Source organism: Hyphomonas sediminis, from assembly GCF_019679475.1.
GTDB classification, from domain to species: Bacteria; Pseudomonadota; Alphaproteobacteria; order Caulobacterales; family Hyphomonadaceae; genus Hyphomonas; species Hyphomonas sediminis.
In genome coordinates this window covers 1,144,639-1,158,170 of sequence record NZ_JAIEZP010000001.1, presented here as the reverse complement: position 1 = coordinate 1,158,170, position 13,532 = coordinate 1,144,639, and the positions used below count along the sequence as shown (strand labels likewise).

Here is a 13,532-nt window from a genome sequence, read left to right as displayed (position 1 = left end):
CGATGCGTTCAATGCAAAATCAGAGCTTGGCGGCTTCTTCGTGGAAGGCCCAGTCGAGCCAGGGGAGAAGCTTTTTCACGTCCGAAGGTTCAACCGAACCGCCAACCCAGATGCGCAGTCCCGGAGGGGCCTTGGCATAACCGGCCGCATCAAAGCAGGCATTCTCCGTCTCAAGACGCTTCATCATCTTCTTGATGAAATCGCGCTGGCCGGCCTCATCGAGGGCGGCAATGCGGGCGTCCTTGATCAGGAAAGTCACACCGGTGTTGGAGCGGACAGCCGCATCCTTGCAGAGGAATTCGACCCAGTCGGATTTCTTTTCCCAGTCGGTGAGGATGCCGAGGCTTTCATCCGAACGGGCTTTCAGCTTTTTCCAGCCACCCAGACGCTCCACCCAGTCGAGCGCCTGAAGATAGTCTTCAACGCACAGCATGGACGGCGTGTTGATGGTCGCGCCTTCAAACAGGGCCTCGTCGAGTTTGCCGCCTTTGGTCATGCGGAAAAGCTTCGGGAGCGGACGGTCGGGCGTGAAAGATTCGAGACGTTTCACGGCGTTCGGCGACAGGATGAGCATCCCGTGCGCAGCTTCCCCGCCGAGGCATTTCTGCCAGCTATAGGTCACCACATCGAGCTTTTCCCAGGCAATGTCCTGGCTGAAAGCGGCCGACGTGGCGTCACAGATCACAACGCGGTCCGGGTTCGGCTTGATCCAGTCTACATCCTTGACGCGCACGCCAGAAGTCGTGCCGTTCCAGGTGAAGATGATGTCGGCATCGTCGCGCGCTTTGGCAAAGTCCGGCAGCGCGCCGAACTCGGCGACGTGGGTGTTGCAGTTGGCAAGTTTCAGCTGTTTGACCGCATCCGTCACCCAGTCCTGGCCAAAGGATTCCCAGGCGAACACGTCCACCGGCTTGGCGCCGAGCATCGACCACATGCACATCTCGACAGCGCCGGTATCGGACGCCGGAACTATGGCAACGCGGTAGTCGTCAGGAATGCCGAGGATCAGCTTGGTGCGGTCGATCGCCGCTTTAAGCTTTTTCTTCGCGTCGCCAGAACGGTGCGACCGACCGAGAGCGGCGGTGACGAGGTTCTGCAGCGAGAAACCGGGATATTTTGCGGTGGGGCCCGACGAAAAATGCGGGCAAGCGGGGCGCACGACCGGCTTGGCGGTGGTCACTGTCATCTGTTTTTACTCCTATCCTCACAGATAGGCTGGGCGCCGTTGGGGGCGCCTGGCCCGCCGCGTCTGTCGCATATTTCCGCGCGCCCTGCCAGTGGCATTTTTATGAAGGGTGAGAGAGGGGCCGCTTAACCCTTGGCCAGAGCCGCTTCAGACGGGCACGCTGCCAATGATCCCCAGCGCAATCAGCACCTGCCCGCCGAAATAGAGCCCCCAGACTGCAAGCGAAGCCGGGACATTTGCGGGCCGATCCTTCGGGTGACGGAACAGGAGAAAGGAGAGAATGACATCTGAAGCGATGAACATCAGGGCGCCAAGAGTGGCGAGCCAGTAGACGCCAGGCAACGCAATGGCCGCGGCCCCCATCATCAGGATCACCCCGGTGTAAAGCATCACCGGAAGGCGCATCTTCGGCTCAACCGACGGCAACAGCCAGCGAGCGAACAGAACGCCGCCAACCACCAGCGCCACCTGCCCTGCCTTAACGGGCCAGGTCCAGCCAGCTTCGCCCATCTGCCAGAAAAGCGGCACATAAGCCGCATGGGCGAGGAAAAAGGCCGCCATGCCCGGCAGCAGCCAGCGTTCCGCCTTGCCGGCAAGAAACCCATCCCCCACCGCGCTGAGCGCCAGCGCAGCCACCAGAAGCAGCGGTCCGCCCATCAGAAACGCCCAGATCGCCAGCAGCGCGACAGAACCGGTCTTCACCAGCAGGCCGGCCGGCCCCTTCTCACGATAGCACCACACCGCCCAATAGGCGGCGCCCAGAACCATCGATGCAATGAATACCCCTGCCCCCGCTGCCATAATCGTCAGCCTGGATCTTTCACCGGCTCGGGCAAGCCAAGCAGCCTGCGAGCCATCGCCCGGTGACGATCCTTCACATGCATGCCCACAACACTCAGCGCAGTGGCCAGAACGGTGGCATCATCAGTAAAACCGAGACCGACCACCACATCCGGCACCAGATCGGCGGGCATGACGAAATAGGCCGCAGCGCCAAAGAGCACCGCCTTCGCTTTTACAGGCGTGAGCGGATCACGCGCAGCGTAATAGGCGGCGGCCAGATCGTCAGCAAAAGGCAGCTTTCCCGCCAGCCGGACAAGCTTGGGCACAAGCCCCCTGGCCAGCCGCTCATTGCGCTGGATCGTCTTCGGCAGGTAGACATCCCCCTGCCCCTTGACCGTGTTTATGATTTCCGTGGCGTCAGACATTGCGCTCTCCTAGGGGCATTATAATTGAAGACCCCAGTTCTCGAAAAGTAGGGAGGGCAGTGCCCCAATGGAACTCAATTCTAACATTTCGGCCGTCATCACCGGTGGTGCATCGGGTCTTGGCGCAGCAACCGCACGCAAACTGGCCAGCTACGGCGTTAAAGTCGCCCTGTTCGACCTGAACGCCGAAAAAGGCGAAGCACTCGCGAAAGAGCTTGGCGGCGTCTTCTGCAATGTCAACGTCACCGATGAAGCCTCCGTCGATGCCGGCTTTGCCAAATCGCGCGCAGCGATCGGTCAGGAGCGCATCCTGGTCAACTGCGCCGGCACCGGCAACGCCATCAAGACCGCCAGCCGTGACAAGAACACCGGCGAAATCAGCCACTTCGCGCTGGATAAGTTCAACCTGATCATCCAGATCAACCTGGTTGGCACCTTCCGCTGCATCGCGAAATCTGCTGCTGGCATGATGAGCCTCGACCCGCTGCCCTGCGGCGACCGCGGCGCCATCGTCAACACAGCTTCGGTTGCGGCTGAAGACGGCCAGATCGGCCAGGCGGCCTACTCCGCTTCCAAAGGCGGCGTTGTCGGCATGACCCTCCCGATCGCGCGCGACCTGTCGCGCGAGAACATCCGCGTCAACACGATCCTGCCGGGCATCTTCAACACCCCGCTTCTGGCCGCTGCGCCGGAGCCGGTGAAGCAAGCCCTCGGCGCGCAGGTTCCGTTCCCGCCGCGCCTCGGCAACCCGGAAGAGTATGCGTCGCTGGCTACCGAAATGTGCCGCAACAACTACTTCAACGGCGAAGATGTCCGCCTCGACGGCGCCATCCGGATGGCCCCGCGCTAAGGCGACCGCAAATTATGAAGCAGAAGCCCGCGCCCCCTAGGTGCGGGCTTTTTCTTTGCCCCGGCGGCAGGGGATGTCAGCTTCGGAAAGTTCGCTAGAAACGGCTGCAAAATCAGGATCGGGAGGGTCCCTGCCATGGAATTTGACGACGTCGTGCGCAGTCGGCGCAGCATTCGCGGCTTCCAGAAGAAGCCTGTTCCCAAAGCGCTGATCCGCGAGATCCTTGAGATCGCGATGCGGGCGCCCACCTCGCTCAACTCGCAACCCTGGAATTTTTATGTGGTGACTGGCGAGGTGCTCGACCGGATCCGCAAGGGTAATGTCGAGCGCAATGTCGCCGGCGTCCCCGACAGCCGGGAGTTCCGCATGGGTCCGGCCTATGCAGGCGTCCACCGCGACCGGCAGGTCGAAATCGCCAAACAGCTCTTCTCGGCGATGGGTATCGCGCGGGAAGACAAGGACGCCCGGATGGACTGGGTGTTGCGCGGTTTCCGCCAGTTCGACGCGCCGGTCTCCATTGTCGTCACCTACGACAAGGACCTGCATGGCGGGGACATTCCGCCCTTTGACTGCGGCGGCGTCGTGAACTGCCTCGTCAACGCCGCCTGGAACCGGGGGCTTGGCTGCGTGATCAACTCTCAGGGCATCATGCAGAGCCCTGTCGTGCGCGCTGAAGCCGGCATTCCAGACGATCAGGTGATCCAGACCTGCGTCGCCATGGGCTGGCCGGACGACGCCTTTCCCGCCAACGCGGTCGTTTCCCTCCGGAAATCCGTCGATGAGGCGGCCACCTTCCTGGGGTTCGAGGACTGAAGAAACTGGGCCTCCCCCACACAAACCTGCCCCAGCGTGAGCGCTGGCGCTTCGCTAAATGACCATTAAACTCGCCTCACACTGTCAGGAGGACCATGACCATGGCGACCGCATATATCGTAGCAGCAAAACGTACGGCCGGCGGCCGCAAGGGCGGCGCCCTTGCCGACTGGCATCCCGGCGACCTTGGCGCCCAGGTGCTCAACGCCATCGTGGCTGAGACCGGCGTCGACCCGAAGGCAATTGAAGACGTAATCATGGGCTGCGTCTCGCAAGCCGGTGAGCAGGCTGGTCAGATCGGCCGCACAGCCGTTCTCGCGTCGAACCTGCCCAACTCGGTGCCCGCCGTCACCATCGACCGCCAGTGTGGCTCGTCCCAGCAATCGATCCAGTTCGCGGCCCAGGCCGTCATGTCCGGCACGCAGGATCTCGTGATCGCCGCCGGCGTCGAAAGCATGTCGCGCTGCCCGATGGGCATCAACGCCCGCGCCGGCAAGGTGTTCGACATCCCGACCGACCCGACCCCGCAATCGGTGAAAGAGAAGTTCGGTATCAAGCACTTCAACCAGTTCACTGGCGCTGAAATGATCGCCAAGAAATATGGCTATACCAAAGAGCAGCTCGATACCTTCTCCGTTGAAAGTCACCGCCGCGCAGCCGCCGCTACCAAAGCCGGCGCCTTCGCCAAGGAACTGGTTGTCATCAAGGGCCGCAACGGCGAAGGCGCCGAAGTGATGCACGATAAGGATGAGGGCATTCGCTACGATGCCAGCATGGAAGCCATGGCAAGCCTCAAGATCCTGATGGAAGACGGCGTCATGTCTGCCGCCAATGCCAGCCAGATCTGCGACGGTTCGTCGGCTGTCATGATCGCTTCCGAAGCGGCCCTGAAAACGCACAACCTCACCCCGCTCGCCCGCATCCACAACGTCACCGTTACTGCTGGCGACCCTGTGATCATGCTGGAAGAGCCGCTGTTTGCGACCGACCGCGCCCTGCAGCGCGCCGGGATGAAGATCGGCGACATCGACCTCTACGAAGTCAACGAAGCCTTCGCCCCTGTTCCGATCGCCTGGCTCCAGCACACCGGCGCTGACCCGTCGAAACTGAACGTCAATGGCGGCGCCATCTCGCTGGGTCACCCGCTCGGCGCGTCGGGCACCAAGCTGATGGCGACGCTGGTCCACGCGCTGCACGCCCGCGGCAAGAAGTGGGGCCTGCAGACGATGTGCGAAGGCGGCGGCGTCGCCAACGTCACGATCATCGAAGCGCTCTGATCCGTTAGCGGACGAAAACAAGGCGCCGGACCTTTACGGGTCCGGCGCCTTTTCATTTGAGGTGTCTGCAAATCAGCCCAGCAGAACTTCTGCGATCTGAACCGCGTTCAGCGCAGCGCCCTTACGGAGATTGTCGCTTACCACAAACATGGCAAGGCCGTTTTCAAAGGCCGCGTCCTTGCGAATGCGCCCAACAACCACAGGATCGCGGCCCGTGATCGCCAGCGGGTTGGGCACATCATCAAGCTCAACGCCCGGCGCGCCGGAAAGCAGCTTTACGGCCTCCTCGGCCGATACCGGCCGCTCAAACTCGGCATGCAGGGCAATGCTGTGGCCCGTCATCACAGGCACGCGGACGCAGGTGCCCGACACCAGCAGGCCGGGAACGCCGAGGATCTTCCGGCTTTCGTCGCGCAGCTTTGCTTCTTCATCCGTGTAACCGTCCGGCCCGAGCACATAGTTCAGCGGCACAACGTTGAACGCGAGCGGCACCTGCCATTTTGAGGGTGCAGGAAATTCGACAGCGCCGCCCTTCTGGGCCAGCCCCTGGAAATCACCCGCAGCAGCCGCATTCACCTGCCCGGCCAGCTCTTCGATTCCCGCAACACCGGCGCCGGAGGCGGCCTGATACGTGCTGGCAAACAGGCGCTTCAGGCCCCAGGCATCATGCAGGGGCTTCAGCACAGGCATGGCTGCCATGGTTGTGCAGTTCGGATTGGCGATAATCCCCTTGGGCAGCGCGGTCAGCGTCTGCGCATTAACTTCCGCCACCACCAACGGAACTTCAGGATCCTTCCGCCAGGCAGACGAGTTGTCGATGACGATTGCGCCCGCGGCCGCAAAGCGCGGCGCGTGCTGACGCGACGTGTCACCGCCCGCAGAGAAGAACACAATGTCCAGCCCTGACACGTCGGCGCTCTCAACATCTTCGACGGTCACTTCCGCGCCGCGAAACGCCACTTTCTTTCCCGCCGAACGGGCGGATGCAAACAGCCGGAGGGACGCGAGCGGGAAGCCGCGCTCTTCGAGCAGCGCTCGCATGAGGCTGCCGACAAGGCCGGTCGCGCCGACAACACCGACATGGGGCGGGTTAGATCGTGAGAATTTGGATTGCATGGCTCTTCTCCAGTGAGGGACTTTGGAGCGGGAGAGCCTGTTTCCTCAGAATGGCCGTCCCGCGCCTTTGCGGGGACGTTGTTCGAGGTTGCTGCTTCAGATCGCACGCACCCGCAACGTCCCGCAAAAGCGGGTCGTCTTGGTGCTAATAATGATCGTTTTCTTCAGCATCGGGGCGCACGCTTAAGGCTGGCCCTGTCAGAAGTAAAGAGATTTCGCGGTCAGAATACGGACGGTACGCCGCAGGCGGTCACTCGGTATCGGCTTCGGGATCGCGAACCTGGATGAGCCCATTGGAGACCATCGTCATCACGACCTCGCCATTCTGATTATAAACCGTCTGCCGGGACTTTGAGATGCCCATATCACGGCGGCTTTTCATCCGGCGCTTGAAGATCAGCTCCATTTCAACGGTCAGTTCATCGCCCGGATAAACCGGTTTCACCCAGCGCAACTCGTCAATGCCGGGCGACCCCAGACTTGCAGTCGGCTCCTGATGTTTCCAGCCTTCCACCATCATCCGCATCGTCATGGCGCCTGTATGCCAGCCAGAGGCCGACAGGCGCCCGAAATGGGTTTTCGCCGCTGCGTCGTCGTCCAGATGGAAGGGTTGGGGATCATACTTGGAGGCAAAGTCGATGACCTCTTCGCGTGTAACCTTGTAGGTCATGGACGAGCGGCTCACTGTGCCGACAACCAGATCCTCATAGTATTTCATCGGCCACTCCCCGCGCGCTTGGTACTCACTTGTCGTGAAGCGGGTAGCGGCAAGGAAAGCAAGGCTGACGCGGCGGAAAAGGCTGAGCCCGCCCCTGGGGATGGGACGGGCCGCCTCTCTCTGATGTCTGGTCCGTGGGAAGCCGGCCTGAACTTCAGGAGAAATCCGGCAACGGGAGACCTATTGGTTGCCGGTACGCTGTTTCACGCCTTCTTCATCTGCGGCTGCACGGTCTTCGGCATTGAACTCAACCGACGGGGCGGCGCCCTTGCCGTATGCACGCGCTTTCTGGGCCAGCGTATCCATCGAGTCTTTCATCCGGCCCTGGCCAACAGCCATTGTCTGGGAAGCGGTCACGCCAACGGACTCAGCATCGCCGAAGCTCGCAAACTCAGCCCCCAGGAAGATCACCTCCCAGCCGCGTTTTTCGGCCCGTTCAAGCGCAGCCTTTGCGCCGTCCCGTGTGAATTCGCGCGAGGAGTTTTCAAGACCGTCCGTCATGATCACGATAACCGCTTTCTCCGGATTGTCCGCTTCAGCGCGGGCAACCATCTTGCCGATGGCATCGAACAGCGGGGTCATACCGCGAGGATTGGCCTCATCGTCTGTCACTTCCTTCCAGTTCTTCGGCACGACCTTGTCGCGCAGGATATCGAACTGCATGCCATCCTGGTAATCGAACACGGCGACCGTAACGGCCGTCTTGATGTCGTCCCCTGCAATCTCAGCCCCCGGAGCATCTTCGGCAAAGCTGTCTGCATAGGCGTTCACCGAAGAAAGCGCCTCATCCCAGATGTTCGACATGGACCCGGTCCGGTCCAGCAGGATGTAGGATTGAACCGTCTCCGATTTCGGTTTGACTGGCAGTACTTTTGCCGAAGCCGTTGCGGCGAGCGCGGCGCCGGCTGCAAGCGCGGCGATCGTATGGATGAGTTTCATTTGGGCGTCCCTTCCCTGTTGCTGCGTGAGGAAAAGCTGCGCCCCGATTGCGGCACGTCTGTGACATGAATCGGGAAAGGAAAAGAAAAAGGGCCACCTTTGAGGGCGGCCCTTCTCTGAAACTGAACAGGCGTTCAGACTTCGCTCATCCGGAGACGGATCAGCTGCCCTTGCGCCGCTGGACGTCCGCTTCGCCGGCTTCAGCCCGGTCAGCCTCATTGAAAGCCACCGGCGCGGGTGCTGCGGATTCGAAGTATTGCCGGCTCTTGGCGGCAAGGCTCCGCATGGAGCGCTTCAGGCCGTCCTTGGACATCGCCATCTGCTGTCCGGCGCCTACGCCAATGGCGTCGGCATCGCTGAACTTGGCAAACTCCGCGCCCAGGAAAACCACCTCCCAGCCTTTCGCGCGCACCCGCTCCAGCGCCGCCTTGACGCCTTCCCGGGTGACTTCCTGCGACGCGTTCTCCGCCCCATCGGTCATGATGACGATGATCGCCCGCTGCGGGTTATCCGCCTCGGCCAGCGCGATCATCCGGGCAATGGCGTCAAATAGCGGCGTCATCCCGCGCGGGCTCGCCTCTGCGCTCGTCACAGGCCGCCACTCGCCGGCCCGCACAGCTTCCCGCAGAACATCGAACTGCAACCGCGCCTGATGGTCGAACACGGCAAGCGTAATCCTGTCGTCCGGCCCCGGAGGGGTCCCGCCCGCAGGTTGGGCCAATCCGTCGGCATAGGCGTTCACAGACCCCAGCGCCTCCTCCCAGATCGAGGACATGGAGCCTGTCCGGTCGAGGAGGATATAGGCGTGGCTGGAAAGTGCCGGGCGCGTTGTATCAGCTTGTGTGTTGGTCATGGGTCGTCCTCCTCGGAAGCGCCCCCACGCCCGTTTACCCAAAATGGGAAAGCGCCCCGCTTGTTAAAGGGGGCGCTTCCGGAATTTTTCAATTGTGTGAGTGCGAACGGTCTGGCCGGCCGCCTCAGGCAAATTGCGGCGCGATCTTGAGGTTCTTCACCCAGCCGATCTTTTCCAGCAGCAACAGCACCGTGCCGTTATAGTCGACGATCCGGTTCCAGATGCCCTTACGCGGACGGTGCAGCGCGCTTTGCGGCTCATCATGGTGATGGTCGTGGAACGCTTCTCCGCCCGTCAGCAGCGCCATCATGTGATCGGCCCACACAGGCGTTTTCAGGTGGCCAAGCACATTGATACCATAGGTCGTCGCGTGAAACTGGATCGCGCGGCCGATGATGACGCTGGCGTGCAGCAGCGCCGTCAGCACGAGCGATCCGCCCGCCGCCCAGACGATCAGATAGATCACCGCCGGAATGACGAAGTGGATGACCAGGCTGATCTCGTTATAGAAGCGGTCCATCCACATGATCACGGGCTGGTTTTTCAGCCAGCCAGCCATCGGGCGCTCAACATCCTTGCGGTCTCGGAACAGGATCCAGCCAACCCAGGCCCAGCGTTTGGACTCAAAGGGGTTGTGCGGGTCGCCGGGCTGGTCTGCAAAGCGGTGGTGCTGGGAATGATAGTTCACCCAGTCGCGCAGGCGGCCCTGCATGGCGATCATGATGTTGATCATGGTCAGCACCTGAGCGGGCCATTTCATCTCGCCGGCGCGGTGCTGCAGGATGCGGTGCATCGGGCCAATGCCGAGGTTGCACCAGAATACCGAGAAGGCGATGACCGCCAGCGCCACCAGCATGTACCACCAATGGAAGGTCAGCTGGCTAACGAAGATGCCCAGCAGCACCATGGTCACAAAAAGGGCCACCCCGATGGCGGGATAGCCAAAGGCCGAGAAAAAGCTCGGCATGTCGAAAGTCTTCCAGGTCTTCGGGATCGCGATGGAACGCGGGATCATCTCATTTCAGTCCTCATATTGCCGGCCGGAATTCAGGTGCGGCGCTCCCCTGTATGTAAGGGCAACTCTCGCCTCGGCTGCCTTAAGACCTGATTAAGGTGTCTCACGATCCGGTTAAAGTTGTAATTGCCTCTCAACTGCAAAGGTAATCCGGATGTGATCGGAATGCCGCAAGAGAGGTGACGGCTTGGATTGGCGCCGCTATGCCATCCGGCAGGGGAATAGAGCTGACATGACCGACGAACGCCGCCTGCAGGAAATACAGCGGACCAGCGAGCTTCTGGGCCTGGACGGCGATGTCAGCCAGGATTCTGCTGAAGCCCGCCTTCCCTGCCCCTTGCATGAAGAGTGCGTTGCCTCAGGCGACAACAATCTGGTGCTCAACTGGCAGCGCAGCAGTTACGCCTGCATCGGCACAGGCGAGCGTGGCACCCTGCGGGATCTTGTCCGGCAGCTGGAAAGCCAACGCGGCGGCGCCCTCGTCCCGGCCCTTCGGGAAGCAGATCCTGAGCCGCCACCGCTGAACGCTGTCCCAATCGACGCAGAATTTTCTGAAGTCAGCCGGGCAACAAACCCTGTTCTCAGAACCGAGCCCAAAGTGCTGCAACTGAAGCCGGAACAGCGCCTGCCGACGCCTGAAGAGATCCAGGCCGACCGCGAAGAACGCCTCGCCGCCCTGCGCGCCGAAAAAGCGGAAAAAAGCAAAGGCCGCAATGAAAGGCTGATCATCGGTGTGCTTGCGCTGGTGTTCCTGATCGCCGGCCTTGCCGCCGCCGGCCTCTCTGCCTTCGCCAACTATCAGGCTTTCTCTTCAACCGTGTCCGACCCCGTGCAAGGGCGCATCTGGGGCTGGGCGGGCGTCATCGCCGCCGTCATCTCCTTTGGCGGCTTCACATTCGTCTACTGGCACGCCGCCAACCGGCGCATGAAAGAAGCCCTGCGCGCGCTGGTCTTCGCCTTTGTCGGCGCGGGCGCCTCCATCCTCGGTACGGAGATCTACATCCGCAGCAACGCCGAGGCCTCCATCGCGGCAGTGGAAACCGCCAGCAGCAACCGGTCCGTGCTTGAATCTCAGATTGCAGACTGGCGCCGCCAGTTGGAAGGCATTCCGCCTGAAACCCGCTCTGTTGAGGGGCTGGAAGCCTATATTGCCGAGGTCGAACGGGTCGGCCGCACTGAGCAAAAGCCCTATCGCGATGCGCAGAATGAATTGGGTCTCGCCCGGCGGCGCGATGAGCTGACGGCCCGGATTGAGGCGGCCAATGCCGAATTGCTGGGCCAGGGCACCGGCAACATCCTTCTGCAGGCGGACAAGCGTGCCTCGCTTCCCAGCTGGTTGTTTGCCGCGCTGCTGGAGCTTTTTTCCAGTCAGGCGACCTCGATCGGACTTGTCGCGTTGTTGCTTCTGAGCAGCGGCCCGCGGCGCATGGAGGCCTGATCCAGGGCGTGGCTCAGCCGCCTTGTCCCGGCACCGGATAGTCCAGCCCATCGCGTCCACGCAGGCGGAAGGTGTCTCCACGTTGCTCAATGTCCGAAAGGTTCATCACCGCTTTGGAAACGCCGCCCGGAATGTCAGCAACATAATACGGCGTTGCCAGCCCCGTCAGCTCATCCCTCAGCTGGCGGACCAGCACCTGCCCTTCCTCCACCGGCACGCGGAAATGCGCCGTTCCCGGCGCCGCGTCCAACTGGTGCAGATAGTAAGGTTTTACGCCCGCCGACAGGAAAGCGCGCATCAGGTCCGCCATCGCCTCGAAACTGTCATTCACGCCGCGCAACAGCACGGACTGTGAAATCAGCGAAATGCCAGCATTCGCAAGGCGCCGGATAGATGCCAACGCATCAGGCGTGAATTCCCGCGCGTGGTTGGCGTGGATCGCCACAAAAACAGCCTTTGTCCGCCCCCGGATTGCCTCGACAAATTCCGGCGTTACCCGTTCCGGACTGACGACCGGCACACGCGTATGCCAGCGCACCACCCGCAGGTGTTCAATCGCTTCCAGGCGGCTCATCAGTTCGCCTGCGCGTGCCGGTGACAGGATCATCGGGTCGCCGCCGGTGAGGATTACCTCGAAAATCTCCGGATGACCGGCAATGTAGTCGATGGCCGCATCAACATCTGCCTTGCTAAGCGCGTCGCCTTTCTCCGGCCCAACCATTTCCCGCCGGAAACAGAAACGGCAATAGACCGGGCATGTGGAGGTGATCTTCAGCAGCACCCTGTCCGGGTAGCGGTGCACAATGCCCGGCACGGGGCTGTGCGCATTGTCGCCAATTGGATCGGTGTCTTCGCCCGGAAATGTCTCAAGTTCATTCGCTGCCGGAATATATTGGCGGCTGATAGGGTCTTGGGGGTCATTGGCATCGATCAATCCAGCCAGCCGCTCCGGCACCGCGATGACGTATTGCTCGGCAATTTTCGAAACCATCTCAAAGTCATCGGCGCCGATCAGGCCTGCGGCAAGAAGGTCATTCGCACTTCTGTGGGTCACGGGTTTCATCGGCGCACTCCCGGCGGCAGCACAGGCGGCGTCCAGAGCACATCCTCGATATGGCGCGCTCCGCTCGCCAGCATCACCAGTCGGTCAAACCCCAACGCCACCCCGCTCGCCTCAGGCATCGCCGCGGTTGCCGCGATGAAGTCTGGGTCGAGAGGATACCGGTTGCCATAAAGCGCCTCCTTGAGGTCCATCTCGGCACGCTGACGGGCTTCCAGAATGTTTGCGTCCGTCAGCTCCCGGTACCCATTGGCCAGCTCAACGCCGCAGGCATAAAGCTCAAACCGCTCGGCAAAGCGCGGATCATCCGGCGCCGGACGCGACAGCGCCGCCTCGCTGATCGGATAGCGATGCAGGAATGTCAGCCGCCCCTGCCCCAACTCGGGCTCAATCTTCGTCACGAGGATCGCGGAAAACACGTCCGTCCAGCTCGCCCCTTTGGGTATGCCGATCCCGCTCGACTGGGCCTGCGCGCGCAGCCCCTCGGCGTCATTGAAATACGATTCCAGCTCGATGCCGGCATAGCGCCGGAAGGCTTCAACCAGCGTCAGGAATTCTGGCTCTGCAAACGGGTCACACACCTGTCCCTTCCAGACCAGTTCGGACATGCCGGCAGCCTCAGCAGCGGCCCGCGTCAGGGCGGCACAATCTGCCATCACAGTCTCGATCGGCTCTTCGGCCCGGTACCATTCCAGCATGGTAAACTCCGGCGAATGGCGCAGCCCCGCTTCGCCATTCCGGTAGGCCCGCGCAAAATCGAAAATCCGCCGCTCGCCCGCTGCCAGGAGCTTCTTCATGGCAAATTCGGGCGATGTATGGAGGTAAAGCGTCCCTGTTTGTCCCCGTTCTGACACAAAATGCGTCTGAAATGCCTGTAAATGAGCCTCATTGCCCGGCGAAAACACCAACGCCCCGCACTCGGTTTCCAGAAACCCCTGCCCCTCAAACCAACCGCGTATCGCAGACTTTATCCGCCCCCTCGCCAGCAGGTATCCACGCCGGCGCGCATGAGCCTCAGGTGTCCACCAGGGGGGCATTTCCATGAGAATACAGGCCTTC

The 13,532-nt window shown here is 61.7% G+C and carries 14 protein-coding genes; 4 read left to right on the top strand and 10 right to left on the bottom strand.

Annotated features, from left to right (window positions below; genetic code table 11):
- Positions 1-19 precede the first annotated feature (19 nt).
- From K1X12_RS05960 to K1X12_RS05950, 3 genes are all read right to left on the bottom strand, one after another.
- Positions 20-1,180 carry a phosphoserine transaminase gene (locus tag K1X12_RS05960; RefSeq protein ID WP_369426154.1) on the bottom strand — a complete coding sequence of 387 codons (1,161 nt, stop codon included), beginning with the start codon at positions 1,178-1,180 and terminating at the stop codon, positions 20-22.
- Positions 1,181-1,333: 153 nt separating this feature from the next.
- Positions 1,334-1,987, bottom strand: a complete 654-nt coding sequence (locus K1X12_RS05955; RefSeq protein ID WP_220986706.1) for a lysoplasmalogenase family protein — start codon at positions 1,985-1,987, stop codon at positions 1,334-1,336.
- A gap of 5 nt (positions 1,988-1,992) precedes the next feature.
- The gene (locus K1X12_RS05950; protein ID WP_220986705.1) at positions 1,993-2,394 is read right to left on the bottom strand and encodes a YkvA family protein; all 402 of its coding nucleotides are present in this window, start codon (positions 2,392-2,394) and stop codon (positions 1,993-1,995) included.
- A 67-nt stretch (positions 2,395-2,461) separates the two neighbouring features.
- On the opposite strand from K1X12_RS05950, the gene K1X12_RS05945 reads away from it, so the two are divergent.
- The 3 genes from K1X12_RS05945 (at position 2,462) to K1X12_RS05935 (ending at position 5,334) form a co-directional block, all read left to right on the top strand.
- Entirely contained in the window at positions 2,462-3,244 is a 783-nt protein-coding gene (locus tag K1X12_RS05945; protein WP_220986704.1) for an SDR family NAD(P)-dependent oxidoreductase, read from the top strand.
- Positions 3,245-3,379: 135 nt separating this feature from the next.
- The gene (locus K1X12_RS05940; protein ID WP_220986703.1) at positions 3,380-4,057 is read left to right on the top strand and encodes a nitroreductase; all 678 of its coding nucleotides are present in this window, start codon (positions 3,380-3,382) and stop codon (positions 4,055-4,057) included.
- Positions 4,058-4,158: 101 nt separating this feature from the next.
- Positions 4,159-5,334: an acetyl-CoA C-acetyltransferase gene (locus K1X12_RS05935; protein WP_220986702.1), complete on the top strand. Its 1,176-nt coding sequence runs from the start codon at positions 4,159-4,161 to the stop codon at positions 5,332-5,334.
- Between the two features lie 72 nt (positions 5,335-5,406).
- Here the strand turns inward: K1X12_RS05935 and K1X12_RS05930 are convergent, their stop codons facing one another.
- From K1X12_RS05930 to K1X12_RS05910, 5 genes are all read right to left on the bottom strand, one after another.
- A complete protein-coding gene (locus tag K1X12_RS05930; RefSeq protein WP_220986701.1) occupies positions 5,407-6,450 on the bottom strand; it encodes an aspartate-semialdehyde dehydrogenase in 1,044 nt (347 codons plus the stop codon).
- A gap of 250 nt (positions 6,451-6,700) precedes the next feature.
- On the bottom strand, positions 6,701-7,168 hold the full coding sequence (locus tag K1X12_RS05925; protein WP_220986700.1) for a MaoC family dehydratase: 468 nt from the start codon (positions 7,166-7,168) through the stop codon (positions 6,701-6,703).
- Between the two features lie 180 nt (positions 7,169-7,348).
- Positions 7,349-8,107: a vWA domain-containing protein gene (locus tag K1X12_RS05920; protein WP_220986699.1), complete on the bottom strand. Its 759-nt coding sequence runs from the start codon at positions 8,105-8,107 to the stop codon at positions 7,349-7,351.
- Positions 8,108-8,267: 160 nt separating this feature from the next.
- Positions 8,268-8,960, bottom strand: a complete 693-nt coding sequence (locus K1X12_RS05915) for a vWA domain-containing protein (protein ID WP_220986698.1) — start codon at positions 8,958-8,960, stop codon at positions 8,268-8,270.
- 124 nt (positions 8,961-9,084) lie between these two features.
- Entirely contained in the window at positions 9,085-9,975 is an 891-nt protein-coding gene (locus tag K1X12_RS05910; RefSeq protein WP_220986697.1) for an acyl-CoA desaturase, read from the bottom strand.
- A gap of 232 nt (positions 9,976-10,207) precedes the next feature.
- On the opposite strand from K1X12_RS05910, the gene K1X12_RS05905 reads away from it, so the two are divergent.
- Positions 10,208-11,413, top strand: a complete 1,206-nt coding sequence (locus tag K1X12_RS05905) for a hypothetical protein (RefSeq protein ID WP_220986696.1) — start codon at positions 10,208-10,210, stop codon at positions 11,411-11,413.
- A 13-nt stretch (positions 11,414-11,426) separates the two neighbouring features.
- Here the strand turns inward: K1X12_RS05905 and K1X12_RS05900 are convergent, their stop codons facing one another.
- Together K1X12_RS05900 and epmA are read right to left on the bottom strand one after the other, a co-directional pair.
- Complete coding sequence (locus K1X12_RS05900) at positions 11,427-12,476, bottom strand: lysine-2,3-aminomutase-like protein (protein WP_220986695.1); 1,050 nt, start codon at positions 12,474-12,476, stop codon at positions 11,427-11,429.
- Positions 12,473-13,510 (bottom strand): EF-P lysine aminoacylase EpmA, encoded by a 1,038-nt coding sequence (gene epmA / locus K1X12_RS05895; RefSeq protein ID WP_225908065.1) that lies wholly within the window; start codon positions 13,508-13,510, stop codon positions 12,473-12,475. Before epmA ends, K1X12_RS05900 begins: the two co-directional genes overlap by 4 nt.
- Between the last annotated feature and the right edge of the window lie 22 nt (positions 13,511-13,532).